Origin of the sequence: Chryseobacterium sp. JK1, assembly GCF_050632815.1 — a bacterium.
Classification (GTDB): domain Bacteria; phylum Bacteroidota; class Bacteroidia; order Flavobacteriales; family Weeksellaceae; genus Chryseobacterium.
This window is the reverse complement of sequence record NZ_JBODRU010000002.1, coordinates 176,648-203,318: the sequence shown is the minus strand read 5'-3', so window position 1 is coordinate 203,318 and position 26,671 is coordinate 176,648. Positions and strand designations below refer to the sequence as shown.

22 protein-coding genes are annotated in these 26,671 nt (G+C 35.6%); 9 read left to right on the top strand and 13 right to left on the bottom strand.

Going from position 1 to position 26,671, the window contains the following annotated elements; translation table 11 throughout:
- Positions 1-2: 2 nt before the first annotated feature.
- The 7 genes from ACQ76T_RS13880 to ACQ76T_RS13850 form a co-directional block, all read right to left on the bottom strand.
- Positions 3-299: a 2TM domain-containing protein gene (locus tag ACQ76T_RS13880; RefSeq protein WP_431343897.1), complete on the bottom strand. Its 297-nt coding sequence runs from the start codon at positions 297-299 to the stop codon at positions 3-5.
- 236 nt (positions 300-535) lie between these two features.
- Positions 536-1,105, bottom strand: a complete 570-nt coding sequence (locus tag ACQ76T_RS13875; RefSeq protein WP_431343896.1) for a methyltransferase family protein — start codon at positions 1,103-1,105, stop codon at positions 536-538.
- 36 nt (positions 1,106-1,141) lie between these two features.
- Positions 1,142-1,447 (bottom strand): 2TM domain-containing protein, encoded by a 306-nt coding sequence (locus ACQ76T_RS13870; protein ID WP_431343895.1) that lies wholly within the window; start codon positions 1,445-1,447, stop codon positions 1,142-1,144.
- Entirely contained in the window at positions 1,434-2,765 is a 1,332-nt protein-coding gene (locus ACQ76T_RS13865) for a 2TM domain-containing protein (RefSeq protein WP_431343894.1), read from the bottom strand. Before ACQ76T_RS13865 ends, ACQ76T_RS13870 begins: the two co-directional genes overlap by 14 nt.
- A 125-nt stretch (positions 2,766-2,890) precedes the next feature.
- Positions 2,891-3,550, bottom strand: a complete 660-nt coding sequence (locus ACQ76T_RS13860; protein ID WP_431343893.1) for a hypothetical protein — start codon at positions 3,548-3,550, stop codon at positions 2,891-2,893.
- A gap of 49 nt (positions 3,551-3,599) precedes the next feature.
- Complete coding sequence (locus ACQ76T_RS13855; RefSeq protein WP_431343892.1) at positions 3,600-5,846, bottom strand: TonB-dependent receptor; 2,247 nt, start codon at positions 5,844-5,846, stop codon at positions 3,600-3,602.
- Between the two features lie 93 nt (positions 5,847-5,939).
- Positions 5,940-6,842: an AraC family transcriptional regulator gene (locus ACQ76T_RS13850; protein WP_431343891.1), complete on the bottom strand. Its 903-nt coding sequence runs from the start codon at positions 6,840-6,842 to the stop codon at positions 5,940-5,942.
- 232 nt (positions 6,843-7,074) lie between these two features.
- On the opposite strand from ACQ76T_RS13850, the gene ACQ76T_RS13845 reads away from it, so the two are divergent.
- Positions 7,075-7,578: a superoxide dismutase family protein gene (locus ACQ76T_RS13845; protein WP_431343890.1), complete on the top strand. Its 504-nt coding sequence runs from the start codon at positions 7,075-7,077 to the stop codon at positions 7,576-7,578.
- A gap of 55 nt (positions 7,579-7,633) precedes the next feature.
- Here the strand turns inward: ACQ76T_RS13845 and ACQ76T_RS13840 are convergent, their stop codons facing one another.
- Positions 7,634-9,763, bottom strand: a complete 2,130-nt coding sequence (locus ACQ76T_RS13840; protein WP_431343889.1) for a carboxy terminal-processing peptidase — start codon at positions 9,761-9,763, stop codon at positions 7,634-7,636.
- A gap of 333 nt (positions 9,764-10,096) precedes the next feature.
- Between ACQ76T_RS13840 and ACQ76T_RS13835 the strand changes: the two genes are divergently transcribed.
- From ACQ76T_RS13835 to ACQ76T_RS13825, 3 genes are all read left to right on the top strand, one after another.
- The gene (locus ACQ76T_RS13835; protein ID WP_236856708.1) at positions 10,097-10,267 is read left to right on the top strand and encodes a lmo0937 family membrane protein; all 171 of its coding nucleotides are present in this window, start codon (positions 10,097-10,099) and stop codon (positions 10,265-10,267) included.
- Between the two features lie 264 nt (positions 10,268-10,531).
- A complete protein-coding gene (surE, locus tag ACQ76T_RS13830) occupies positions 10,532-11,302 on the top strand; it encodes a 5'/3'-nucleotidase SurE (protein ID WP_422695412.1) in 771 nt (256 codons plus the stop codon).
- A gap of 312 nt (positions 11,303-11,614) precedes the next feature.
- Positions 11,615-12,655 carry a GMP reductase gene (locus tag ACQ76T_RS13825; protein WP_431343888.1) on the top strand — a complete coding sequence of 347 codons (1,041 nt, stop codon included), beginning with the start codon at positions 11,615-11,617 and terminating at the stop codon, positions 12,653-12,655.
- Between the two features lie 145 nt (positions 12,656-12,800).
- Here the strand turns inward: ACQ76T_RS13825 and ACQ76T_RS13820 are convergent, their stop codons facing one another.
- From ACQ76T_RS13820 to ACQ76T_RS13800, 5 genes are all read right to left on the bottom strand, one after another.
- Positions 12,801-14,117: a DUF6056 family protein gene (locus ACQ76T_RS13820; RefSeq protein ID WP_431343887.1), complete on the bottom strand. Its 1,317-nt coding sequence runs from the start codon at positions 14,115-14,117 to the stop codon at positions 12,801-12,803.
- Between the two features lie 4 nt (positions 14,118-14,121).
- Positions 14,122-14,865: a 3-oxoacyl-[acyl-carrier-protein] reductase gene (gene fabG, locus ACQ76T_RS13815; protein ID WP_431343886.1), complete on the bottom strand. Its 744-nt coding sequence runs from the start codon at positions 14,863-14,865 to the stop codon at positions 14,122-14,124.
- Between the two features lie 172 nt (positions 14,866-15,037).
- Positions 15,038-16,549: a WG repeat-containing protein gene (locus tag ACQ76T_RS13810; RefSeq protein WP_431343885.1), complete on the bottom strand. Its 1,512-nt coding sequence runs from the start codon at positions 16,547-16,549 to the stop codon at positions 15,038-15,040.
- A 6-nt stretch (positions 16,550-16,555) separates the two neighbouring features.
- Positions 16,556-17,230 (bottom strand): 16S rRNA (cytidine(1402)-2'-O)-methyltransferase, encoded by a 675-nt coding sequence (gene rsmI / locus ACQ76T_RS13805; RefSeq protein WP_431343884.1) that lies wholly within the window; start codon positions 17,228-17,230, stop codon positions 16,556-16,558.
- Between the two features lie 2 nt (positions 17,231-17,232).
- Entirely contained in the window at positions 17,233-18,651 is a 1,419-nt protein-coding gene (locus tag ACQ76T_RS13800) for a hypothetical protein (protein WP_431343883.1), read from the bottom strand.
- A 106-nt stretch (positions 18,652-18,757) separates the two neighbouring features.
- Here ACQ76T_RS13800 and ACQ76T_RS13795 point away from each other — a divergent pair, with 106 nt between their 5' ends.
- The 5 genes from ACQ76T_RS13795 (at position 18,758) to mnmG (ending at position 26,575) form a co-directional block, all read left to right on the top strand.
- Positions 18,758-19,345 (top strand): thymidine kinase, encoded by a 588-nt coding sequence (locus tag ACQ76T_RS13795; protein WP_103288737.1) that lies wholly within the window; start codon positions 18,758-18,760, stop codon positions 19,343-19,345.
- Positions 19,346-19,531: 186 nt separating this feature from the next.
- A complete protein-coding gene (locus ACQ76T_RS13790) occupies positions 19,532-21,979 on the top strand; it encodes a bifunctional UDP-N-acetylmuramoyl-tripeptide:D-alanyl-D-alanine ligase/alanine racemase (protein WP_431343882.1) in 2,448 nt (815 codons plus the stop codon).
- Between the two features lie 2 nt (positions 21,980-21,981).
- Entirely contained in the window at positions 21,982-24,141 is a 2,160-nt protein-coding gene (locus ACQ76T_RS13785) for a patatin-like phospholipase family protein (RefSeq protein WP_431343881.1), read from the top strand.
- A 4-nt stretch (positions 24,142-24,145) separates the two neighbouring features.
- The gene (gene ybeY, locus ACQ76T_RS13780; RefSeq protein WP_422695404.1) at positions 24,146-24,565 is read left to right on the top strand and encodes an rRNA maturation RNase YbeY; all 420 of its coding nucleotides are present in this window, start codon (positions 24,146-24,148) and stop codon (positions 24,563-24,565) included.
- Between the two features lie 147 nt (positions 24,566-24,712).
- The gene (gene mnmG / locus ACQ76T_RS13775; RefSeq protein WP_431343880.1) at positions 24,713-26,575 is read left to right on the top strand and encodes a tRNA uridine-5-carboxymethylaminomethyl(34) synthesis enzyme MnmG; all 1,863 of its coding nucleotides are present in this window, start codon (positions 24,713-24,715) and stop codon (positions 26,573-26,575) included.
- Positions 26,576-26,671: the final 96 nt, after the last annotated feature.

Below are 26,671 nucleotides of genomic sequence, written 5' to 3'. Positions count from 1 at the left end.
AATTACAGTGTTTTTGTTTTTCTGTTTTCCTGATCCATTAATTCTCTAATCTTTTTCTCTTCCCAGCTTTTTCCTAGCCCAAATACATTTAAAGCATGAAATCCGATACCTATTCCCCAGCCCAGCATTGGCCATAAAAACCATAAATATCCAGGAGAAGTCATAAAATTAAGAACCGCGAGAAAAGGAATAACAAGACAATAAGAAGTAAGGTTTCCGTAAAATTCTTTCAATTCTTTTACTCTTCTTGATGCTTTTCTGTAAGCCATCGTCTCTTTGTTTTGTGATAAAATTTCCATAATGTTTTGTTTTAGAGGTTAACTGTTGTTTTTGTTGAGTCAAAGATAGGATGGAAAAGAACCTCCAATCAATTTTATATTACCGAATGGTAGAATATGCAGTCCGAATGGTAAAAACCTCTGATTAATGGAAACATGGAGTAAGAAGAATTATAAAGGTGCAGATTGTTTTTAGGAGTACAATAAAAGAATTTTAATGATGAGTACATTCAACTGAATCTATTATAAATATCTGTTTAATAAATAAATGGAATCAGCTTTTTGGTATTTTTCCTATACTCAAGATATTCATCTCCAAACTGTTCCACAAATGCCTTTTCTTCTACTTTAATTCTGTAAGCAAAAGCCAGAAATGGAGGTAAAAAAGCCAGGATAAGAGACCACCAGTTATTGAGATACAAGCCAAGCCCTAATGACGTCAGCAGAGAAAATGCATAAGAAGGATGTCTCATATATTTGTAAAAGCCTTCTCTTTTTATGGTATGATCTTCTTTTATAGTGACATCTACCGTAAAAAATTTCCCTAACGATCTGATAATAATATATCTGACCACAATTCCCAGTATAATAAACAACTCTCCCAGATACATAATCCAGTTTTCTTCCACTATTGGAAAATGGGTTTCATAAGAACAGACCACTGCTGTTCCTATAGAAAAAGGAATGGCAAGCCACAGAATGTTAAGCGTAGATTTGTCTTTATCTTTTTTATCATCTTTGCTGGATTTCAGCTTATTCTTATAAAAAAACTCACTGATAAACCAGGCAGCCATAGAAATGGCAAACAATGTATGTAAAGTATTCATCGGTAATATTTTAGTGTGATATTTATATAAAATACATTAATACTTTTTTTGTTGATCCATCAAATCCTTTATCTTCTTCTCTTCCCATTTTTTAATGGGTCGCGTTCTGGGTAAAAAGACAGATGCTGCGTGAGCCAGGATACCCATCCCCCAAAATGTAGCGGTAAAGAAGTTTTTAAACTGAAAATAACTTTCACCGGGTTCCAGGTTCGTATAATTGTAATAGACAATGATAAGATTTACACCCAAATAAATGAAGACATGGATGTAGAAACCTCTCAACTGTTCAACTTGTTTTTTAGCGATCTGATATTGAATATCATTTTCGTCAATGTTTTTCATTGTGTTTGTTGTTTTGTTGGTCCATAATTTCCCTGATCTTCTTTTCCTGCCAGGATTCTCCTATTCCAAATATTTTGAAAGCCCGGAAAGCCAAACCTACCCCCCAACCTAATGCCGGATACCAAAACCAATGATACCCTCTTGAGGTATAAAGGTTGATAAAAATTAAAAAAGGAATAATAATGCAATAAGAAATCAGGTTGGAATAGAAACCTTTAATTTCCTTTACCCTCTTTCTTGCTCTTTTATAGGCCTCAGCTTCATCCTCAGGCTGTGTACTGGAAACTTGGGGTTTAGCGGATAGCATTGGAAGTTTTACTTTAAAATAATCCTCAGATTTTTCAATGAAAACATTTCTTTTAGTCAATAAAGAATAACGCTGAACAATATTGGCAAGGCCTATTCCTGAGCTTTCCTTGATCTGTTCTCTTACCTGCAGATTATTCTCAATACAAAGGGTATCTCCATCTGAAAAAATTCTTATCGCTAAAGGTTTTGATGATGTAGCAAAATTATGCTTAATACAGTTTTCCAAAAGAAGCTGCAAAGACAGCGGAACTACATATCTCCGATAATCTTCTTTATGTACCTCGAAAGTAAAATCTACACTATCTTCGAATCTGGTTTTCAGAAGATCGCAATATGTTTTGGCAAACTCCATCTCATCTTCTACGGTTACCAGCTCTTTATCTTTTTGTTCAAGTACATAACGGTAAATCTTTGACATTGAAGCGGTAAACTTTTGTGCCTGTCGCGGGTTTTCATCAATCAGTGAGCTTAAAACATTCAGTGAATTGAAAAGGAAATGAGGATCTAACTGGTTTTTTAAACTTTCAAACTGTGCATTGGCAGACTTGGCAATAAGCTTCTGCTCCACCACTTCTTTTCTGGAATTCTTTTTAAGTTCTTCCATAAAGCCTTTTGCATGAAGAAAAGTCGTTATAAGAAGAGCTATATTAATCATAAACCAATTGGTAAGCCCGTATTTGCTGGAAAAAAATTCATCAATAGTTGCCGTCTTCTGAATCACTACATAATTCATAAAATTGCAAAAATACACGAGGATAAAGTTGCCGATAATAATAGAAACGATACTCAGAATTGCTCTCGTTCTGGTAGCTTCAGACCATGGAAATTTTTTATTGAGGTATTCATTAATAAATCCGTTTCCAAATCCCAATACAAAGGAATACATTGTTGAAAGCAACAAAGTCATCATAAAAGTATAAAGATCTTTTCGCTCATTAAAAAACAAAAAGAAGAACAATGTTGTTCCTAATGATGTCCAGAGAAGTATTATAGTGTATTTACGCTTCATGATCTGTTTTCTTAGCTCAAAATTAGTTTTTATTAAAGGTATCAAAAAGTATTTCTTACCGAAAGGCTAATTTTCATGGCCGAATTGTATTAAAAAAACCCTCACAACGTGAAGGTTCTTTTCTATTATGGTTTCTTTTCTACCGGAAGACTGATAAAATATTCTGCTTCTGCTTTCCCCCAGTTGGGATCAATCGCGGTTTTAGGCTTATAGGCATTGAATTTCGCCAATGCAGCCTTAAACTGTTCTACCCCCTTGGTTTTGCTGCCACCAAACTGTTCAGGAGTAAAATAAGTATCTTCTGCTTTAATAAGGGCTACTCTCGGATTGGCAGGATCCAGCTTATCGGCAACATTAAGTTCTTCTGCTGCTCTGGCCCCATCCGTCATAAAGCGCTGTTGTGGGTTCACCATCATTCTTAGTGAATACGCCATTTTTCTCAGCAAATGAACTTCTGCATTATCTGCTCCTGCAAGATTCTGAGCCATTCCCAGATATTTTTCTGCCTGTGCCGCCACTCCGTCAAGATCCTGAGTATTTCCGTTTCTCATCATAATTCTTCCTTTCTGAATCTGAGAAAAAGCTGCATAATACTGTGGTAGCCACTGACTGCTTTCTTTACTTCCTATTCTCTGAAAATCGTTAGCCAATGTCTGAAAATCTTCAGGCGTTTTACAGGTTTCTATCTTCGCTATTTTCTCAGTCATAATTTTTTCGTAATCTGCCTGTGCAAAAGCTGTTAAACTCATAAAAGCTAAAGCAAAGCTTAAAAGGTATTTTTTCATGATATCAAATTTTAAAAGTTAGTTGTTTTGTTGGTTCTAAATTATGTTTTTATAAATTATTATTGATAGCATCATCCGTTTTATCTACTCCAAAACTGATAAAAGCTCCGATGAAAACAAAAGTATTAACCGGCGGAACAATAGCAGAGCTTCTTGATCCGTTTGCAGAGAAATTATATCCATATACATTCTTGGATCCTAAAATATTGCTGATACTCAATACCAATACCGGGAAAACCTTAGAATCTTTCTTACCTAGATTTGGAAGATAATTAATACTGAAGTTCAAAGCGTTATAATCTTTTAATCTTCCTTCGTTACGGGTAAAATTAACCGCTTTTCCGTTTTCAAAAGTGGAAGCGATATCATAATAAGGACGTCCTTTAGCATAAGTGTATGATAAATTTACGCCTAGTTTCCATTCCGGAATAAATCTTTTGGCAACAGCAGACAGTGTATGTTCTGCAGCAAAACTTGGCTGCATGCTCACGGGATAGTTAAGAAAATCTCTTTTAGAATCCAGGAACGAATAGCTGATCCAGTAATCAATATTTTCAAAGGTTTTCTTGTTGTCTCGCCAGAAGAACTCCACTCCTTTTGCGTAGCCATAGCCATTATTATTCAAAGCTGTCTGAATCTGTTGATTTTGCTCTTTTTCCGGCGTAATCGTGAATGTTTTAATCAGTTGGTCATACTTTTTATAAAACGCTTCAAAACGCAAGGTTCTTCCTTCTGAAGCTCTTTGAACCTGAAAAATATAGTGTTGTGATTTCTGAAAGTCCAGATTAGCAGGTCCGTTGATGTATTTGCTTTCAGGATTCTGATAAAAAATACCATAGGCAAGAGAGGTTGTCCAATCTTTGGCAAGTCGGTATGCCAATGCAAAACGAGGGGCAATATTATTCTTATCTAAAAATGTGGAATGTTCTGCCCGTACTCCAATTTTCGCAGACAGGGCGTTACTGAAACCAAGATCTGTTTCTACAAAAGCGGATGAAATTAAATCTTTATAATGTTTCTGTACGGCTTCAAAATTTAGATTTTCGTCTGTATTATTCAGTTCAAGACCTCCTCTTACCGCACTTATTTTATTAATTTTTCTTTCAAGAACCGCTTTAAAGTTCAAATAATTTCCGTCTGTAAGCAGTCTGGTTGTGTTGGATTCTACATCCTGGGTTTCAGTAGAAAAGTTAAGATCTGATTTGTTATATGAATAAGAGCCACCCACATTCAGAAGATACTTTCCAAATTTTTGTCTGAAAGAAAGATTATGATACATACTTTTTCCATTCAATCTTATCAGGCTGAAATCATATCCGGGTTCTAAACTTTCCGATTTCACTCCCATCTTATTAGAGTTGTACATTCCATAATATTTGAAAAACCCACCGGATTTGGTTTTGAATCTGAAATTAAAATCACCGTTGAGGCCTTGTGGAGCATCAATAAAGTTGGTATTAAAATTGAGAACTTTCTGCATCAGGCTAAGAAGTGAATATCCGGCTGTTGCCCCAAAAGAATAGTTTTTATTATTTCCCAGCTTTTGAAACCCTGCATTCACAAAAATAGGAGAAACCCCAACATTATAGGAAGTTTCATCAGGAAGATCAACACTTTCAAGCATTAATGCCCCCGAAAGAGCCTGTCCATACAGTGCAGAATATCCTCCACTTGAAAAAATATTTCCTTTAAAAAGTGAAGTATTGAACTGATCTCTTCCTGCAATTCCGGGAACAGAATTAGAGAAATAATTGTTGATAAGACTTCCATCCATGAAAATTTTGGATTCTGTTCCTGTTCCCCCACGGATGAATAGCCCTTCTGTTCCGCCTACTTTCTGTACTCCAGGAAGATAAGTTAATGCTGAAGAAATCTGTCCATCTGCTCCTGCAGTAGTATAAATGTCTATCGGCGTCAGTAAAGTCGTTGCTCTTTTCCTGTCACTCGCTTCAATAGAACCCGCAGAAACAACCACGGCATCAATTTCACTGATCTGTTCTTTAAGATCTGCACTTACTGTTACATTCTGATTATCAATAGTGATATCTTTTCTAACGTCTTCATATTTGGGATGGGTAAATGTGATGATTTGAGCTCCTTTTTCGGAGGTTTCGAAGGAGAAATTACCCTGAGCATCTGTTGTTGCTCCATCGTAAGTATCTTTTAGTGTGACATTTACTTCACCAATTCCCTTATTTTTAAAAGATACTTTTCCCGATATTTTCACCTGAGAATATCCCATAATGGAAATGAGAAGGAGAATAAGAAACAGTATGTTTTGTCTTTGTGCTTTCATCTTTATTGTTTTGTGCATCAAAAATAGGATGATATATACCCTTCAGTAAAAAAAATAGTACTGAAGGGTATTCTTTTGTTTCCGAATGGTAAATTAACCAATCGGAATGCAGAAATCTACAAACATTTTTCCTTCCGGATGTTCTTTGAAATTGGAGTGATAGATCTCAAAAGGGAAACTTTTTCTCATTGAATAATGGTTTTCATTCATCCATAAAAATAAACTCACCCAGCATTGTTCAAAGTCATGGAGGGTTACTTCTCCGCTTCCTACAATATATTTTCCAGCATCAATGGTTTCTGGAAATATCTCTCCTTTCTGGCTTTCCAGTTTTTCATCCAACAGCATACACGCATGAATTCTTACTTTATCAGGAGTCGTTACTTTGAAGCTGTCGTGGTATACCGAAATCATTTTTACATTCTCCCTCGGAAACAGATGATTCTTTTTTGCCCAGCTTATCAAAACATTGTAAGAAGGTTCTACCTTCTCAATTCCAAGGCTCATGACGGCTGCCAGATTCATTTCCGGCATTTCTTTTACTTCGATTTTTAAATTCATTTTAGTCCAATTTAACAGGTTTTCTATGACGCAAATGTATGTGCTGAAAACGGCATCGGGTTGTCCGTTCTTGCTTTGTATTTGTAAAATCCTGTGAAATTTTTCGGGAGCATTTCTACGGAATTCAGAAGGTGGCATTCCGTAATGTTTTTTAAATGTTTTGCTAAAAACCGAGTGGTTTGAAAATCCAAGCTCTAAATAAATATCTTTAATCTCCATCTCTTTACGAACAGCAAGATAGAGTGCACTTTTTTCTATTTTTTTTCTGGAAATATAGTTCTGAAGTGTTTCTCCGGTAACCAGCTTAAAAATTCTGTGAAAATGAAATGGTGAATAGGCACTGATCTCTGCAATTCTTTCAAGAGAAAGATCTGCATCAAGGTGGGTGTCGATATATTGAATTGTTTTTACGATTCTTTTTTTATATTCTTCCATTTCAAACGTGCCGATATGCAAAGATATGAGTCTTGCGAAGGTTTTTGTTGTCTTTTATTGCGATAAAAATATTGGCAGTAAATGCGGTATCAGAATTGAACTTTTACAGAATAAAGAAGGAAAATATTCTATGGCTGCTTTTCACTAAGTTTCGAAAAAAAGATTGGAATCATAAAGCGCTTTGGAAAATCTTTTTTAATTTTATCGTATAATCACTATAAATCATTTAAAAATGAAAGTAAAAGCATTAGCATTATTGGCAGGGTTTGCCATCTTAGCAACTTCATGCGGAACCACAAAAATGTATTCTGTAAATGCCAAAAGCGGTACACAAACAGGCGGAACTGCAAAATTTACCCAAAAAGGGAATGAAGTGATCATGAAACTTGATATTACCAATCTGACTCCCGGAATTCATGCTGTACACATTCATGAAAAAGGAGACTGCTCTGCAGCAGACGGTACTTCTACCGGAGGACACTGGAACCCATCCAAGAACGATCACGGTAAATGGGGTGCAGAACATTTCCATATGGGAGATATCGGAAATTTGGTAGCTGATCAGAGCGGTACAGCGACGTTAACCTTCAAGACAGACAAATGGTGTCTTGGCTGTACAGATGAGTCTAAAAACATTATCGGAAAAGGTCTTATTGTACACGCTGCAGCTGACGATTTCCACACTCAGCCAACCGGAAATGCCGGAGGAAGAGTAGGATGTGTGGAAATTAAATAATCTTACGATTACGCCATAAAAAAACCGCTAATTTTCATTAGCGGTTTTTTTATTGTTAGGATTTTGCTCCCATATCTGTTACAATATTCATTGCTTCCTGCAGGTAAAGATCTTTTTTCAGATTCTTGATCCACATTTCAGATTTTTTCTTGAAAGCTTCGTCTTTTTTCTCTCTTTCAATTTCACTTGGATACATGGTAAACTGAAGTCCATTCTCAAATTTCGTCAACGCTTTGAACTTTTCGATCTGAGATTTTCTGTGCTTCATTACCTCGTTGAACTTGTCGATATTCAGAGTAATTGTTTCTTCTTTATCCAATTTTTCTCTCCATTGAGCAGATTCTAATAACAGCTGATAGTTACTGTTTTTAGCCATTCTGTCTGCACTTGCCTTTTCAAGAGCCTGAGTATTGAAATAATTCAGTTTCTGGAATTTTGTAGGCGGAATCTTATCCCAAGCCAAAGCATAGTCATCATATCTCTCTCCTACTTCAGCATATGTAAAGAAGTCTTTCATCTGAATATCAGAAACAATTCCTTTTCTCTGGGTAGATTCTCCGGTAATTCTGTAGAACTTCTGGATAGTCAGTTTTAAAGATCCAAAATCATCTTCAGTATTCAGGAATCTGTTTAGGTCTACGAACGTCTGTACAGTACCTTTTCCGAAAGACTGCGGCGATCCCACGATCATTGCTCTTCCGTAATCCTGCATTACTCCTGCTAAGATTTCAGAAGCTGAAGCAGAAAGCTCATTCTGCATGATAACTAGAGGACCAGTCCAGATTGGAGCTTCATATTTGTTCTTTAAGGTCTGTATTTTCCCGTTTCCGTCTTTTACCTGAACGTAAGGTCCTGCATCCATGAAAAGTCCCATGATATCTCCCACTTCAGTTAATGAACCTCCTCCATTATTTCTAAGGTCAAGAATAATTCCTTCAATATTCTGAGCTTTAAGTTTAATGATTTCATTTTTAATATCATCAGAAGCATTTCTTCCTTTGGCATTCTCAAAATCTGCATTAAAGCTTGGAAGGTTGATAAACCCGTATTTTTTACCGTTTGGAGTATTTACAACGATACTTCTGGCAAAAGTATCTTCAATAGCAACTTCTTCACGGATCATAGTAACATCCTTGATGCTTCCGTCTTTTTTCTGAACAGTCAGCGTAACCGGTGTTCCTTTCTCTCCTCTGATCAACCTTACGGCTTCATCAGAAAGCATTCCTACTACATTTACGGCATCATCTTTCGGTTTGGATTTTACTTTTAAGATTTTGTCTCCTTCTGAAAGCTGTTTAGACTTCCATGCCGGTGCTCCAATGGTAAGAGCTCCCAGGTAAAGGTTTCCTTTTTTCTCCTGGATGATGGCTCCGATACCAATTACTTTACCTGTAAACTGAGTATCAAAATCTTCTTTATCTTTTGGAGAATAATAGTTGGTATGCGGATCAAATACTTCTGTATAAGCATTCATATAAACCGTAAACCAATCCATTTTCTTTCTCTTTTTGAATCGGGTGAATGTATCTTTTACAAGATCTTTTACTTCATCTGTTGCTTTTTTGATCTTCTCGTCCTGAGTAAGAACTTTAAACTTGATAGTATCTTTCAGTTTGTATTTCTGAACAGAGTCTTTCTTCTCTTTCTGAGCCTCTTCTTTACTGTTCATAGATTCTATTTCCTGAAGGATATTGTATTTGATGAATTTTTTCCACTCATTATACTGTTCCTGCTTGTTGGCAGGTACCTTTTTAAGCTTTGGCTCAAGAGTCAGTGTTTCATCTTCTTTAAGATTGATAGGCTTACTGAAAATATCCTGTGTAATCTTATCGATTTCATCCACTCTTTGATATAATCTGTCGATTGTAAGCTTATAAAAAGTAAGATCCCCCTGGCTGATATAGTCGTCAAGCTTTGTTTCATGCTTGCTGAATTCATCCATATCAGATTGCACGAAATATCTTTTTGCCGGATCTACCAATTCGAAATAATGCTTATAAACATCCTTCGAATAGGCATCATTGATGGCTTTTGGGCTATAATGCAGATAAGAAAGTGTATTTTTTACGCTCACCATAATCGTCTGCATCTTTTCATCATCGTTCTTTGGCGAGTTGAAACAAAACATTAGACTGGTTAATGGAATCAGGAGTAAAAATTTATTCAGTTTGAAATTTTTCCACATAAACTGTCTTTATTTATTAATTTTTTAAAAAATAGGTATTGTAATGAGTAGCAATATTTAGCGTACTGTTACAAATGATCAAATTTAATACCTTATTTACAAATATCGTATAGTTTTATCTTTTTTTATTGATAGGGATTTCGAAATTGTGTAACGTCTTTTATCTATTTTGTACTATCAGGAGTTTTTCATAAAAACAGGGCAGAAGAGAATTACTTATTACAGATATTTTTCATAAAAAATTCAACAAATAGATACCACAAAATTCAATTTCTTATTATAAAGGCATAAAATATGCAGATACCTAATTGTATAACTTTAAAATGTAAAGTCATGAGAAGTTTATTATGGTTAGTTGCAGTGATCTGTATCGTAGTTTGGCTTTTGGGAATGTTAGGAATTGTACCCGGCATCAGTACGGGTTATCTTATTCATGTTTTGCTTGTGATTGCTATTGTTGTAATTCTTTACAATATTATTACTGGCAGAAAACCCCTGGATTAAGCCATCATTTTTGTTCAACCCCTTTATTACATTATTATCAGGCTTACAGGATGCCTCTTTCAATAAGTTTCTGTTATTGTAAGAAGCATCTGTAAGGTTCTGGTATTCCCTCTTTTCAATCTTTCAGTAAATCAGTTAATTAATACCTCTGATATTTTATTGCATTCTATTTTTGACTACATTTGATGGGTTGAAAGGTCCTTTGTTCAAATCTGATAATGAACAGAGGATACGCTATTTGTATTAAAAAATTAAAGATAATATATGGAAAGACCACTTATTCTGGTTACTAATGATGACGGAATTACAGCCCCTGGAATCAGAAATCTTATCAGTTTTATGAACGAAATCGGAGAAGTAGTGGTGGTAGCACCCAACTCTCCCCAAAGTGGAAAGGGCCACGCCATTACCATCAATTCTACCTTAAGCTATGAAGAAGTTACTATGGATGGACCGCAGACAGATTTTTCATGCAGCGGAACTCCTGTAGACTGTGTAAAAATGGCACTTGATAAAATCCTTACAAGAAGACCGGATATTGTGGTTTCAGGGATTAATCATGGGGCTAACTCTTCAATTAATGTAATCTACTCCGGAACCATGTCTGCTGCTGTAGAAGCAGGTGTGGAAGGAATTCCTGCTATTGGATTCTCTTTGCTAGATTTTAGCTGGGAGGCAGATTTTACTCAAGCGAAAGAATTTATTCAGAGTATTGTAAGAAAAACGTTGGAAAATCCAATGCCAAAAGGTGTTGTACTGAACGTTAATATTCCAAAACTTCCTGCTGAAGAAATAAAAGGAGTAAAGGTATGTAAACAGGCCAACGCAAAATGGGAAGAAAGCTTCGATGAAAGAATCAATCCACACGGAAAAAAATACTACTGGCTAACGGGGTACTTCAACAATATGGATGAATCTGAAGATGCTGATGAAACAGCGTTGGCAAACGGTTATATCTCTATTGTTCCTGTAAAGTTTGACCTTACAGCTTATGAGTATATGAAAACTCTTGAAGAAGTAATGAACTTCAACTAATATAAAGGAGTAAGAAAACTTACTCTTTATCATTATTTATTTCCTTTGTCTGTCACATCTCAGCTTACAAAAGCATGAGAAAGTTATTTATAACAGGATGACCGGACAAAGGAAATAATTGTTTCAGATTCTATATCAATCTAGATCCTCTTACTTTTAAAATCAATATCAGCAGAACCTTTATTTTTGAATAAAAATATCTCTGCTGTCCATTATCTATTACTATTTTCCATACATCAATGGAAAAACTCTTGTTTACAAGCCATCCTTCCAAGATTATTCACTACCTTTATTCTGACAAATAATTACAAAATGCGTATAGAATATGATATAAAACTTGGGTTTAAAGATGTAATGTTCCGCCCGAAACGTTCTACTCTTAAATCCCGTTCGGAGGTTGATCTCGAGAGAGAATTTACTTTCAGACATACTCAAAAAAAATGGAGCGGGGTTCCCGTTATAGCAGCCAATATGGACACCGTAGGTACTTTTGAAATGGCGGTGGAATTAGCCAAAGAAAAGATTATTACAGCCATTCATAAACATTATACTCCCGATGAGTGGGATCAGTTCCTGCGAAGCCAGCCAGAAAGCATTCATCAGTATATCGCTTTAAGTACAGGAACCGGAAAAGCTGATGAGGAAAAGATAAAACATATCCTTGAAAAGCATCCAAAAATTGAGTTTCTCTGCATCGATGTGGCCAATGGTTATTCTGAGCATTTTGTTGATTTTGTGAAAAGAGCAAGAGCCAATTTTCCTGATAAAATTATTATTGCAGGCAATGTGGTAACCGGAGAAATGGTGGAAGAGCTTCTCTTGGTGGGAGCAGATATCATTAAAGTGGGTATAGGTCCAGGTTCTGTTTGTACGACAAGGGTAAAAACTGGAGTTGGCTATCCTCAACTTTCTGCTATCATTGAGTGTTCTGATGCCGCTCATGGATTAGGAGGCCATATTATTGCTGACGGAGGTTGTAAAGTTCCCGGAGATGTTGCTAAAGCATTTGGTGGAGGTGCGGATTTCGTTATGTTGGGAGGCATGTTTGCCGGTCATGATGAAAGCGGAGGAGAAATAATTGAAGAAAATGGCAAAAAATTCCGTCTTTTTTATGGAATGAGTTCCAAAACTGCCATGGATAAGCATTCCGGGGGAGTTGCAGAATATCGTGCTTCAGAAGGAAAAACGGTGAAAGCAGCTTATAAAGGTCCGGTTTCGGAAACTGTAAAGGATATCTTAGGAGGAGTACGTTCTACATGTACCTATGTAGGTGCTTCAAAATTAAAAGAACTTTCAAAAAGAACAACTTTTATAAGAGTTCAGGAACAGGAAAACCAGGTTTTTAAGGACTAAAACGGTTTGAAGCCGAGAAGATGGAAGCAGTAAGTTATGAAAACCATTAACAATGGCTGTTTTTCTCTTTTCTAAGTGGATTTGGAGATATATTGAACTCAAGTTACAATAATACAAAAGCATTTCGAGGTTTTCGAAATGCTTTTTAGTTCGTTCTGATATATTTTTTATTGAAAAATTTCTGAAGCTGGTCATTTACATAGGTTTCATCTTCACTTTCAGAAGCCATTTCGGCAAAATATAAAATCCGTGGAACCTCTTTGATCTTTTCTACCACAACAGAATCTTTAGGAGAGTTTTCAATCGTACTTACTCTTTTACGTACCTCCCGTTTATATTCTTTCAGATTTGTAGTAGAGAGCTCCATAGCTATATTGGCCGCATTAAAATCAATATCAAAACAGGAATATTTCTCCGGAAAAATCTTAAGTTCAGGAAGTAAAACGATGAAAAGTGAAGCCCACCAAAATTGTTTAATTTTTCCTATTTTAAATACGAATAACAACGCAAAAGTGATGAAAAAATAAAATATTATATTTTCAAACTGCCTTGCAATTAAATTGAGAATGTAGCCTGTAAAAAGTAATGGAAGTAATGAAACACCCCAATATAGCACAGCTTTTTTAAATGTAATTTTCTGAACAATATTTTTAAGTTCTTTTTCGAAAACCTTGATGAATAAAGGAAGTACTAAAAGGGTTTTAAAACATACATAGGCTGTATTGGCCCCAAAAACGGCAATTCTTTTCAGCCATTTGTCCAATCCTCCTTCAACCTCTCCCATTCTGTTAAAATTCCCCGGGGCCAGGAAACTTACAAGTAAAAATACAGTCCCTGTAAGAAGAAAAAATAAATGTTTCTGATCTCTTTTCTCGTAATAAAATGCCAGCAACAGACCTTCAAGGATTAACGCCAATATTTCATTGGAACCCATCAGAATGATCACCAGAAATACAGACAAGTGAAGCCATATCTTTTCCCCGGTATCTTCGTTCTTTTTGAAGAAATAAAGCAACAGCCCGGACAAAATTACAGGCAGAAAGTAAATATTAGAGCCGGTAATCCAGAAATAATGCTCTGGAATACTTACCAAAAGCATCGTATAAAAGAAAAAGAGCATAAAGCCCTTTTTTAAAGATTCCCTAAATGAATAGCTGAAATAAGCTTTAAAATTAAGGGAAGCAACCCCGATAAAGGAAAACATTAAGAAAGGCAGATATACTTTTGGGAGGATTCCGTTTTCATCATAAGCAATAGGATTGAGCATATTTATGGTATATCCGAAATACCTTCCACCCCACTGCAAATAGGTATTGGTAAAGTTTCCCAAAAAACCTAATTCCTGCGTACCATAGGCACACATATAATCATCGGTCTGGTATACATTAAACATGTTAATATAAACCAGACCGATACATAATATAACTGAAAAGAATAATACTATATTCTGTACTTGTTTCATTTTTTTAAGTTAACATTCCTCCATCAACGTTTAACGTCTGTCCGGTAATGTAAGCTGACATTTCGCTTCCTAAGAATACACAAGCATTGGCAATATCTTCAGGCTGCCCTCCTCTTTTGAGTGGAATTTCTTCTCTCCATCCCTGAACTGTTTTTTCATCCAGAACAGCAGTCATTTCCGTTTCAATGAATCCTGGAGCAACAGCGTTACATCTGATGTTTCTTGAACCCAATTCCAGTGCAACGGATTTCGTAAACCCAATGACACCAGCCTTAGATGCTGCATAGTTCGCCTGTCCTGCATTTCCTTTTACTCCAACTACTGAAGTCATATTGATAATAGATCCGGCTCTTGCCTTCATCATTGGCTTGATCACCGCTTTTGTAAGGTTGAAAACTGAATCTAAATTTACTTTGATTACTTTATCCCAATCATCTTTAGACATTCTCAACAATAGGTTGTCTTTTGTAATTCCTGCGTTGTTTACCAAAATATCAATCTGCCCAAACTCTGCCATTACTTCTTCCACCAATTTCTGCGCCGCATCATAGTCGGATGCGTCAGACTGATATCCTTTGATTTGGGTTACAGAACTTAAAGCTGCTTCTAATTCTTTAGCTTTGTCTACAGAGCCGGCGTAGGTAAATGCTACTTTTGCTCCCTGTTGAGCAAACATTTCAGCGATCCCCTTTCCGATTCCTCTTGTAGCTCCGGTAATTAGTGCTACTTTTCCTTCTAATATTCTCATATCTATTGACAATTATTTTCTTTATAACTCATTCAGCTAGTGACAGCTGACTCATTCAATTTTTAAAATTCCTTTCTGGAATTAAACGGTTTGCAAAGATATTATAAATTGTTATTCAACGCATTGAAATGAATTAAAATCATTTATTTTTTATGAATTTTATAGCTTTTTATTAAAGTTCTCCACCTTCATTTCTAAATTTGGTGAAATAAATAAGGTCTGTTCTCTTATCTTTAGTAACTTTTAAAACTTCTTTCATCCACAGAAATTTATCATAAATAATGTCCGTTAAAGGTTCATTTTGGAAATTTAAAACACCGTATTTACCCTCTTTTTTCACAACAAATTCATTTTCAAAGTCTTCAAATGCTATGATATCTTCATATACAAAGGGAACAATTTCCGTTCCTTTTCCGTCTACAACTCCATAAAAATTGTTTGCATTTCTACATACAAGCGGCTTTGAATATTCGTTAAGAAAATTAAAATATTCAATATTCTGACGTTTCAAAAAGCTTATTCCTTTGATTTCCAAAGAAGTTCGGTTGGTTACAGAAAATATAAAATATTGGTATTTCTTGCGGATAATCAGGTTTTCAGGATAAAAGCCAACCACCTGATCTCCATCGTTCAAAATGTTCTTCAGATCCTTATCAAGCAGCTTTTCTTCTTCCTCACTTTTAAGGTAAATAAAATCTTTTCCGGAAATGGTAAAGTTTCGGACAAAATCATATTCCTGAGGAATAACCATATTTCCCTGAAGATCTACAATTCCGGTCTTCTTCGACTTTTCATTATAAACACTGAAAAAATGATTAAATAAAGGGCTTAAATACTTGAAATTTTCAGGATACAGCTGATGGTCCTTTTTGCAAAAAACAGTTATTTTATTGTTTTTACTGAGATAAATATATTCTTTCTTGCCAAAGTATTCGGGGGTGATTTCTTTATAGATTTCTTCAGCAATACTATTTTCCTGTGCGTCAATAAGACCAAATTTTCCTGTCGCAGGATTTCTGGTAATCAGATAAGGATAAGCGTAAATGTCTGAAACCTGTTTTGAAAATGTGTGAAGAGTATTTCCGTTCTGATCAATGATCTCACTCTGATTATTTTCGTTGATAATAAGAGCTTTTCCATCTACAAAACTGTAATCATCTTTAAACTCCCGATCGCTGAGCTGTTTTCCATTAAAGTCATAGAGAAACCATTTTTTATCTATTAAAACAAAAAATCTATTCTTCCCCGAAAACCGAATTTTATCTGAAAAAGGAATAATTTCTTTCCCATTAAAGTCATAAACCGCTTCTTTGCCTTGTTTTGAAGAAATAATTCTTTCTTTACTCCACCAGGGTGTATTAAAGTCCTGATCATCCAAAGGAATTAATGGGTTTCCTTTTTCATCAATAACCATTGATTTTCTACTTCCGCCCTCTTCCGAATACAGGATAAATCTCTTTTTAAAAACATGCAAAATGCTGCCTTTATAAGGAGATTCAAAAGTAAGAACACCCAGAGAATCTACAATTCCCTGTTTTTTGGAAACAGGATCAAGGGCAATACCATATCCTTCGGAATAAGAACTCACCTCTTTCCCTGTCTTCTTAGAAAGGATCACCTTCATATATTGGTTCGTCTGTGCCGTACAGACTACAGAACACAATACAAAAATTAATTTTTTCAAGGAAAATTAAATAGAATTGTTGACTATAAGAACGATCTCACCTTTTAAGGTTTTCGTTTTGGAAAACTCTATCAATTCAGTAATGGTACCGCGTTTGGTTTCTTCAAATTTTTTGGAAATTTCACGGCTTAAGCTGGCTTTGGTTTCTTCTCCAAAGAATTCTTTGATCTGCTCTAAGGTTGTATTGATTTTATGTGGACTTTCGTAAAGAACAATCGTCTTTTTCTCTTCCGCAAGCTGCTTAAGTTTGGTTTGTCTTCCTTTTTTCTGAGGCAGAAATCCTGCGAATAAAAACTCGTTATTAGGAAGTCCTGAAACTACCAGGGCCGGGATGAGAGCTGTTGCTCCAGGAAGACAAATCATCTCAATATGATGATCTGCGCCTGCTTTTGCCAATAGGTATCCGGGATCTGAAATTCCTGGCGTTCCGGCATCGGTTATAATGGCAATATTCTGACCGTTTTTAAGGTCTGTAATCACCTTTTCTGTAGCCTGATGCTCATTGTGTAAATGATAGGATTTTAAAGGCTTTGAAATTTCAAAATGCTTTAAAAGTATTCCGGAAGTTCTGGTATCTTCACACAAAATATAATCAACTTCTTTCAGAACCTTCACTGCTCTGAAGGTCATATCTTCCAGGTTCCCAACAGGTGTGGGAACAAAATATAGGATTCCGCTCAAAATTATAAGAATTTATTTTCCACCAATATCCAAAGTCTCTGGGCATATTCATCCACTTTATTCCACTTTTTGTCGTAGTAAAGATCACTTAGGTATTCTTTAGCTTCCTCCAGTGTTTTAAAATGATTCAACTGGGCTACCGCATCATTCAGATCGCTCTGACTTCCTTCAAAAAGCATTTTTGTAAAGGCTAATCTGTCATTCAAATCCAGTTTGAATTCAGGTTTCAGCTTTTCAGCTTCCATGAAATTGGTCGCCATGTTAGATTTCTGAATGCTTCCTGGATCTTCCTTTACAGCCGGAGCCGGACTTTCTTCTTTCGGAACGGCAATTTCCAAATGATCATCATCAAAAAGGGACTGAACCGCCTTCATTCCTTTGATATTGGCTAATTTTATTTTTTTCTCCTGATGATATTCTTCCAAGTTTTCAAAACTTTCATCGGAAGGGTGTATATCTGTTTCTTCAGGAACAGGTTTGTCTATTTCAACAATTTTTCGTCTGTCATAGACTTCTGCAAGAATTGTTTCCTGCTTGATATCTTCGTCTGAATGGTCATTTTTAATATCATTCAGAATATTTTCTACGTTGGAGGTGTCTGTTGCTAATTCACCTTGTTCTATGGAAGCATTTGCAATAAACTGCGTCTCATTTTCTTCGATAAGAATTTCATCATCAAGTGTTTCCGTATCAAAAATACTTGGAATAATTTCTTTCGGTGAATTTTCTTTTATATCATTTACAGCGGCAAAATCTGTATGATCTTCTGCTTTCTGATATTCTATTTCATCATCCTTGTCTATTTCGTTCAGTTGATTATTGAATATAGCTTCTTCTTCCGTCACTTCTTCATCAAACATATCTTCTGCAATATCATCATCATCATCCGGGATAGAATCGGCAAGAATCTTTTCTTCATCTACAAAGCTTAGAGTAGGTTCTTCAGACACTGAATGTTCATTTTCTTCCGAGTCATTCAGCTGATCATTAAAAACTTCTTCATTTTCATCTACAGAAACGGTCTCCTGAGTAGTTTCAGCTGAATTTTCTTCTACAAAATTCACAATATTCTCATGAAATTCATTTTCAATAATCTCATTCAGCTGGTTATTGAAAGCCGCTTCTTCATCAAGACCATGGTTGAAATTTTCATTTTCATCAATTTCATTCAGCTCATTATTGAAGATTGCTTCTTCTTCTGTAACTTCATTTCCGGAATCGTGAAAATCTCCATCTCCAGAAGCAAAAGAGAGGTGTTGGTTATCTGAATACTGTACAGAATTTTCTGTGACAAAGTATTCGATATTTTTCTCCAGCAATTTCAAAAAAGAAATCCTGTTAGCAAGCTCATCCACAAGGTCTTGCTTGGAAAGTAACTCGTCTACGTTGTTTATTTTATCCAGATTATCAATGATATTCATGGACTCAAAAAAAATTTTTTCCTTTAAATCTTGGATATTCTGCATAATAAGATTCTTATTAAAATTGCTTACTTTTGATGTTAAAAATATACGGCTAATTTAACAAATGTTTTTAGAAAATACAATTAATCATTCCAAACAAAGCGGTTGGATGGAAGTGATTTGTGGCTCTATGTTTTCGGGTAAAACCGAGGAGTTAATCCGCAGATTGCGACGAGCAGAGATGGCAGGACAGAATGTAGAAATTTTTAAACCGAAACTGGATATCCGGTATTCTGAGGAGGATGTAGTTTCTCATAATCAGAATAAAATACGCAGTACAGCAGTAGAAAATCCGAACGAAATTCTTTTGCTGGCTTCCAATTGTGACGTAGTTGCCATAGATGAAGCTCAGTTTTTTGATGAAAGCATTGTGGATGTTGCCAATCAGCTCGCCAACAGCGGTATAAGAGTGGTCATTGCAGGATTGGATATGGACTTTTTGGGCCGTCCGTTCGGACCAATGCCCAATTTGATGGCTACTGCAGAATATGTTACAAAAGTGCATGCTATTTGTAAGAGAACAGGTAATCTTGCCAACTACTCTATGCGAACTTCCCAGGGTGATAATCTTGTAGAACTTGGTGAAACAGAAAGTTATGAAGCAGTAAGCCGCAGGGTTTTTATCGACGAAGTACTTCTAAAAAGAAAATAATTTGGCCAAAAAGGCAAAACAGTGAAAAACTGAGTAAAGCCAATCAGAGAAAAATTCATTTAAATAAAAAAACGCGGAAAAGTAATTTTGTAAAACTGTAAAGAAGATACATTATATAGTATATGTTTTTCTTTTACCACTTTTATCTTTTTGCATTTTCGCCACAAAAAAGCAGAAAGGGTACCAATGAACTACACAGTACAACATATTGCAGAGATCACCAATGCGCAGGTTATTGGAGACGGAAGTTTAATGATCAAAAATATAGCTTATGACAGTAGGATTATTTATTCTACCAAGAATACTGCATTTATTGCGATCAACACGCAGAAAAATTCTGGCGAAAAGTTCATTGAGTCTGCCATTGACAGAGGTATCAGCGTTATTATTTCGGAACATTACAATCCAAAGTTTAAAGATATAACATGGCTTATTGTTGAAAATGCTGTAGATTTTCTTCAGAAATTAGCAAAATATCATTTCGAAAACTCTCATTTACCATCTGTGGGAATTACCGGGAGCAATGGTAAAACAATCTTAAAGGAATGGCTTTACCAATGTCTATGGAATGAATTTCCTACGGTAAAAAGCCCAAAGAGTTTCAATTCTCAGATTGGACTTCCTCTTTCGCTTCTTCAGATCAACAGCACTCATAAGCTGGGAATTTTTGAAGTGGGAATTTCAAAACCTCAAGAAATGGAGAAACTGGAAAATATTTTCCATCCTCAAATTGGACTGCTTACCCATATGGGAAATGCCCATGCAGCCAACTTCTCTTCCGAGGAAGAACTTATTGACGAGAAAATTAAACTTTTCAAAGATTCGGAAGTCATCATATATAATGGTGACCATTCTTTGGTTGACGAGAAAATAAAAAAAATCTATTCGGATAAAAAATTAATTTCTTACGGTTTCAAAAAAGAAAACAATGTTTTTATCAAAAACAGTATTTCCAAAGATGAAAACATCATTGTTGAATATTTTGGTGAAGAAATCAGTTTTCCGGCCCAACAAAGAGACGAAGCGACATTAACCAACGCTATGGCGCTTATCACAGTACTAAAGGAACTTCATATCGAAAATAAAAAGATCGTCGAAAAAATCAACCTTTTAAAGGCCATCGAAATGAGGCTTGAATCTATCGAAGGAATTAAAGGGAATATTATCATCAACGATTCTTTCAATCTTGATCTTGATTCTTTAAAGACTGCTCTACAGTTTTTGAACGAATACAAGAAATCCGGAAAGTCTTTAGTGCTTACTGATATTGTTGGGGTAAATGCGAATTCAAAAGAATTGTATGAAGAAGTTTCCGATCTTGTGAATGAACAGCATTTCAACTCAGTATTTTTGATTGGTGATGAAATTTCAAAGTTTAGTGAATTATTCAAAGCTAAAACCTATACTTTCATTGATACTAAAGAACTTATTGAAAGCAAACATCTTTCGGAAATAGAAAATCAGATTATCCTTCTGAAAGGAGCCAGAAAATTTGAAATCGAAAAGTTAAAAGATATTCTGGAACTCAGAAAGCACGATACCGTTTTAGAGGTCAACCTTAACGCTATTCTTCATAACATCAATTATCACAAATCACTGCTGAAACCAGAAACCAAAATGATGGCCATGGTAAAAGCCAATGCCTACGGTCTTGGAAGTTATGAAGTTTCTGAATTCCTCCAACATCATCATATAGACTATCTTGGAGTAGCATATGCAGATGAAGGGGTTGAGCTTCGTAAAAAGGGAATTACAACTCCAATTATAGTAATGAATCCTGAGCAGCACAGTTATCAGACCATCATTGAATATAATCTTGAACCTGAAATTTACAGTTTCAGAGTTCTTGAACTATTCTACGAAGCTGTTCAGAAATCGGGATACGATAAAAAATATCCTATTCATATTAAGCTGGAAACAGGAATGCACCGACTTGGATTTAAAAATTTTGAATTGGATCAGCTTAGTGAAACTTTAAGTCAAAAAAATCTTAAGGTACAAAGTATATTCAGTCACTTATCATCATCAGATATGCCGGAAGAGAGAGCATTTACTTTAAAACAATTTGAAGTTTTTGAAAAAAATTCCAGCTATTTTATTGAAAAATTAGGCTACACTCCAATCCGTCATATCCTGAATTCGTCCGGAATTACCAATTATTCGGATCACCAGTATAATATGGTAAGAATTGGAATTGGAATGCTTGGAGAATCATCAGATAGTGAAATTCAGAAGCAATTACAGTCTGTTGTAAGCTTCAAAACTGTAATTTCGCAGATATCAATGGTGGAAGGCGGAGAATCTGTAGGTTACAGCAGAAGATACAAAGCAGATCATCTTACCCGAATTGCCACTGTGCCGGTAGGCTATGCGGATGGTATTCCCCGACTCATCGGAAATCAGGTAGGAAATCTGGGTGTCAACAAAATGCTGGCTCCAATTGTAGGAAACATCTGTATGGATATGATGATGATTAATATAGACAACATCCCTAATGTAAAAGAAGGTGATACAGTAACTGTATTTAATGCTTTACCCACTTTAAAAGAATTCGCAGGATACTGCAAAACGATAACCTATGAAGTATTAACATCCATTTCCCCTCGGGTGAAACGGATTTATATAAAAGATTAACTATGAGAAAACTCCTGATTCTTCTTTTCTTATTCCCATTACTAATGATCCATTCTCAGGTGAAAAAAGATCTGGTAATTCCGAAAAACCCCAAAATAGGACTGTCGCTTGCCGGTGGTGGTGCCAAAGGTTTTTCACATGTCGGAGTACTTAAAGTATTAGATTCATTAGGGGTAAAAGTAGATTATATCTCAGGAACCAGTATGGGCGCTATTGTAGGCGGGCTATACGCATCAGGCTATTCCGGAAAAGAAATAGAAAAAATTGTAATGGATACCGATTTCTATTCTCTTATTATGGATCCAAAATCCAGACAGGAAGCAACCTTTTTCAATAAATCTGTAGACAAATATCTTTTATCCATTCCGCTGAAAAACGGAAAAATTAACCTACCCTCTTCTATCAGTACAGGACAGAGAAACGTTTATCTTCTAAAGGAACTTTTCAAAAATGTTTCCAATATTGAGGATTTTTCTAAACTGCCGATTCCCTTTTTGTGTGTTGCTACCAACCTTGAAAGTGGAAATATGCAGATTTTTGAAAAAGGAGATCTTGTACAGTCTATTATGGCCAGCTCCGCATTTCCATCCTTAATGGACCCAGTAAAAATTGGTGACAGTATTTACATTGATGGAGCAATGACGGTAAATTATCCCTCAAAACCTTTAAAGGACAAGGGAATTGATATTGTTATCGGAGTGGATCTGAATCAGGATTTATCAAAAAGAGAAGATTTAAACAATATCATAGCGATCCTAAATCAGGTGATTGATTTCGGAATTAAAAAGGATACCCGAAAGCAATATAAATACACAGATATTAACATTAAACCGGATCTGAAAGGAATGTCTGCTACGAGCTATGATGATAAAAAGAAAATTCTGGACAGCGGCTATGTTGAAGGCCTAAAATACTCCCAAATCCTCGACCAGCTTCCCAAACGCCCTTTTGACCGTCTTAGACAACGTATAAACCCTATATATTCCAACGTATATAAGATAGACAGTATTTCTATTGAAGGAAGTAAGATCTACGGAAAAAACTATACCTTAGGAAAAATGGGACTGCGTCTACCCTCTTTACAGACGTATGGAAGTATTAATAAAATGGTAGATAGATTGGTAGCCACCAACAACTATCGTTTCATCAATTATGATATTGTTCAGGAAAACGATGCCAGTTATCTGAAGCTGTATGTTACCGAAGATGATGCCAGACATTTTGTAAAATTTGGTCTGCACTACGATGAAGTTTTCAAAACAGGGCTTCTCCTTAATTATTCTGCAAAACGACTTTTATTTAAAAACTCTAACCTTTCTCTAGATGTGGTTGTCGGAGACAGATTAAGATATTATCTAAATTATTTTATCGATAACGGCTACATCCCAGGCTTCGGTATTTATTCTTCAGGGATGAGTTTTGATATAAAAAATATAGATAATTATGTTGTAGACCGTTGGGAATGGTTAAGAAATGAAGCCTATATTCAATCCATATGGAAAGATAAATTTGCTATTGGCGGTGGTATAAGCCATGACTATTTTAAAGCGGAAAACAGCAATGGTGACAACAGGCGCTACAGCCGTTTTTTAAACCCTTATATTTTCATTAAAACCGACACACAGGATGATAAGGAGTTTGCTACTAAAGGCATCTATTTTGCCGCAGAAGGAAAGGTTATAGACTTATTAAAATCTGAAGTTGATAAAAGAATCATTCAGATTAAGGCTGATCTTAGACTTAATATTCCTCTTGGCAAACAATTCAGCTATCGTTTGAATTTATTCGGAGGAATAACACTGGGAGAAAATCTACCCGTCTATTATCAGTACAGATTAGGAGGGATTTTTGAACAGAATCTGATTAATTTCAAAAGCTTCGGAGGGTTTTATTTCGCGCAGCTTTACACAAATAATGTGATATTGGCATCCAACGATATTCAGTTTAGGTTTAATAAAAACTATTTTATCAGTGGAAATTTCAGCTTTGCTAACTTATCAAATGATATTAAATTTGAAGATGCAGTTAAAGTAAATTATAGTTCATTGGGAATTACGGCGGGTTACAAATCTCCTTTTGGGCAGATAAAAGTAAACTTTAGCCACTCCCTTAAAAACAATCAAAAAGGTATATTCAGTGTTATTTTAGGACACTGGTTTTAAAAAAATGATACAGTTCTTTTACGAAAATTTACCGGAGTCGGTAAGTACAGATTACAAAAAATGGCTGGAAGATCTTATTCTTTCAGAAGGAAAAAAATTAGGAGAAATCAATTACATTTTCTGTGATGATGAGTATCTGCTGAAGATCAATCAGGATTATTTACAGCATGATTATTATACAGATATTATCACTTTCGATTATGTAAAAGGCAAGACAATAAGCGCTGAGATTTTCGTATCTTTGCAGCGCATTTCTGACAATGCCTCTACCCTTTCCCGAGATTATGAAGAAGAATTAAGGAGGGTTTTAGCCCACGGAATTTTACACCTTGCAGGCTATAAAGACAAGACGGAAGAGGAAGAAAAGGAGATGCGAAGAATGGAAGATCTGTACCTAAACAAGTATAAAGATTTTAAGTTTTAAAATTGAACAATCACTTAAAGTCCGATATGTAAAGTGCTCTTTTATAGCAATAATATAAGTTTACTTACAGCGCATTCTTCAAAAATGTTTCACGTGAAACATTGGTTATAAAGATAAGGTTTAAAGCTTAAAACAAGCGAGATAAAAATGATTTCAGAAATATATGATGTGATCGTAGTAGGTGCCGGGCACGCAGGTTGTGAAGCAGCAGCAGCAGCAGCCAACCTGGGTTCAAAAACACTACTCGTTACAATGAATATGCAGACCATCGGACAGATGAGTTGCAACCCCGCAATGGGTGGAATCGCAAAAGGACAGATCGTAAGAGAGATTGATGCAATGGGTGGATATTCCGGAATTGTGGCAGACAAATCTGCTATCCAATTCAAGATGCTGAATCTTTCAAAAGGTCCTGCCATGTGGTCCCCAAGAACCCAAAATGACAGAATGCTTTTTGCTGAAGAATGGCGACTTGCATTAGAGAATACTCCCAATCTTGATTTCTTTCAGGATATGGTAAAACAACTGATTGTAGAAAACAATAAAGTAACAGGAGTAGTTACTTCTTTAGGAATTCAGATCAAAGCTAAATCTGTAGTTTTAACAAACGGAACTTTTCTTAACGGATTAATTCATGTTGGAGACAAACAACTCGGAGGAGGAAGAATGGGTGAACCAAGAGCATTCGGAATTACGGAACAATTGGTAAGCTTAGGATTCGAAGCCGGAAGAATGAAAACCGGTACCCCACCAAGAGTTGACGGAAGAAGTTTGGATTATTCCAAAATGGAGGAACAGAAAGGAGATGAAAATCCACAAAAATTCAGCTACCTGGATACTCCAAAATTAACAAAACAATTAAGCTGTCATATTGTATACACAAATGAAACAGTTCATGATATCTTAAGAGAAGGTTTTGACAGAAGCCCCATGTTCAATGGAACCATTCAAAGTTTAGGTCCAAGATACTGCCCAAGTATTGAAGATAAGATCAACCGTTTTGCAGAAAGAAACAGACATCAACTTTTCGTAGAACCTGAAGGTTGGAAAACTGTGGAGATCTATGTAAATGGATTTAGTTCTTCTCTTCCGGAAGACGTACAGATTAAAGCAATGAAACATATACCAGGATTTGAGAATGTAAAAGTTTTCCGTCCGGGGTATGCTATAGAATACGACTACTTCCCTCCTACCCAATTGAAACATACTTTAGAAACAAAATTGATTGACAATTTATATTTCGCGGGACAGATCAATGGAACCACAGGTTATGAAGAAGCAGCGGGCCAAGGATTAATTGCTGGAATCAATGCTCACAATAAAGTTCATGAGAAAGATGAATTTATACTGAACAGAGATGAAGCATATATCGGAGTACTGATTGATGATCTTATCACCAAAGGAACAGAAGAGCCCTACAGAATGTTTACTTCACGTGCGGAATACAGACTTCTATTAAGACAGGACAACGCAGATATCAGATTAACGGAGAAAGCTTTCCAACTTGGATTAGCAAAAGAAGACCGCTTAAGAAAAGTTGAAGCTAAAATATCTGAAAGTCAGTCACTTGAAGAGTTTCTTAGAGAAACTTCTTTAAAACCAGGAATTATTAACCCAATTCTTGATTCTATAGAAAGCAGCCCGGTAGATCAGGCTTATAGAGCCGCACAGATCCTTACCAGACCTAATATGACTTTAGAAAAACTGGATGAGATTGATTTCATTAAAGAAGCTTCCTCTCAATACAATGAAGAAGTAAGAGAACAGGCAGAAATCAACATCAAATATAGAGGCTATATTGAAAAGGAAAAAGAAAATGTTGCCAAACTCAACCGTTTAGAAAACATTAAGATCCCTGAAGACTTTGATTATACTAAGCTTTCCAGCCTTTCTGCAGAAGCAAAACAGAAGATGTCTAATGTACGCCCAAAGACTATAGCACAAGCAGGAAGAATAAGCGGGGTTTCACCTGCAGATATAAACGTTTTATTGGTTTACTTAGGACGTTAAAAAAAATGTTTCACGTGAAACATTAAAAACAATAAAATAAAATTAAGGTATTTAAGAGTCTTCAAACAGGATTCTGAATATCTTAATTTTTTTAAA

Bases quoted from the DNA above. Each gene is read 5' to 3' on its own strand.
- ACQ76T_RS13795 (WP_103288737.1), top strand. From the start codon at position 18,758: ATGTTTTTAGAAAATACAATTAATCATTCCAAACAAAGCGGTTGGATG.
- ACQ76T_RS13790 (WP_431343882.1), top strand. From the start codon at position 19,532: ATGAACTACACAGTACAACATATTGCAGAGATCACCAATGCGCAGGTT.
- mnmG (WP_431343880.1), top strand. From the start codon at position 24,713: ATGATTTCAGAAATATATGATGTGATCGTAGTAGGTGCCGGGCACGCA.
- ybeY (WP_422695404.1), top strand. From the start codon at position 24,146: ATGATACAGTTCTTTTACGAAAATTTACCGGAGTCGGTAAGTACAGAT.
- ACQ76T_RS13860 (WP_431343893.1), bottom strand. From the start codon at position 3,550: ATGAAAAAATACCTTTTAAGCTTTGCTTTAGCTTTTATGAGTTTAACA.
- ACQ76T_RS13800 (WP_431343883.1), bottom strand. From the start codon at position 18,651: ATGAATATCATTGATAATCTGGATAAAATAAACAACGTAGACGAGTTA.
- ACQ76T_RS13785 (WP_431343881.1), top strand. From the start codon at position 21,982: ATGAGAAAACTCCTGATTCTTCTTTTCTTATTCCCATTACTAATGATC.
- ACQ76T_RS13880 (WP_431343897.1), bottom strand. From the start codon at position 299: ATGGAAATTTTATCACAAAACAAAGAGACGATGGCTTACAGAAAAGCA.
- ACQ76T_RS13840 (WP_431343889.1), bottom strand. From the start codon at position 9,763: ATGTGGAAAAATTTCAAACTGAATAAATTTTTACTCCTGATTCCATTA.
- ACQ76T_RS13865 (WP_431343894.1), bottom strand. From the start codon at position 2,765: ATGAAGCGTAAATACACTATAATACTTCTCTGGACATCATTAGGAACA.
- ACQ76T_RS13870 (WP_431343895.1), bottom strand. From the start codon at position 1,447: ATGAAAAACATTGACGAAAATGATATTCAATATCAGATCGCTAAAAAA.
- surE (WP_422695412.1), top strand. From the start codon at position 10,532: ATGGAAAGACCACTTATTCTGGTTACTAATGATGACGGAATTACAGCC.
- fabG (WP_431343886.1), bottom strand. From the start codon at position 14,865: ATGAGAATATTAGAAGGAAAAGTAGCACTAATTACCGGAGCTACAAGA.
- ACQ76T_RS13875 (WP_431343896.1), bottom strand. From the start codon at position 1,105: ATGAATACTTTACATACATTGTTTGCCATTTCTATGGCTGCCTGGTTT.
- ACQ76T_RS13820 (WP_431343887.1), bottom strand. From the start codon at position 14,117: ATGAAACAAGTACAGAATATAGTATTATTCTTTTCAGTTATATTATGT.
- ACQ76T_RS13825 (WP_431343888.1), top strand. From the start codon at position 11,615: ATGCGTATAGAATATGATATAAAACTTGGGTTTAAAGATGTAATGTTC.
- ACQ76T_RS13835 (WP_236856708.1), top strand. From the start codon at position 10,097: ATGAGAAGTTTATTATGGTTAGTTGCAGTGATCTGTATCGTAGTTTGG.
- ACQ76T_RS13855 (WP_431343892.1), bottom strand. From the start codon at position 5,846: ATGAAAGCACAAAGACAAAACATACTGTTTCTTATTCTCCTTCTCATT.
- ACQ76T_RS13845 (WP_431343890.1), top strand. From the start codon at position 7,075: ATGAAAGTAAAAGCATTAGCATTATTGGCAGGGTTTGCCATCTTAGCA.
- ACQ76T_RS13850 (WP_431343891.1), bottom strand. From the start codon at position 6,842: ATGGAAGAATATAAAAAAAGAATCGTAAAAACAATTCAATATATCGAC.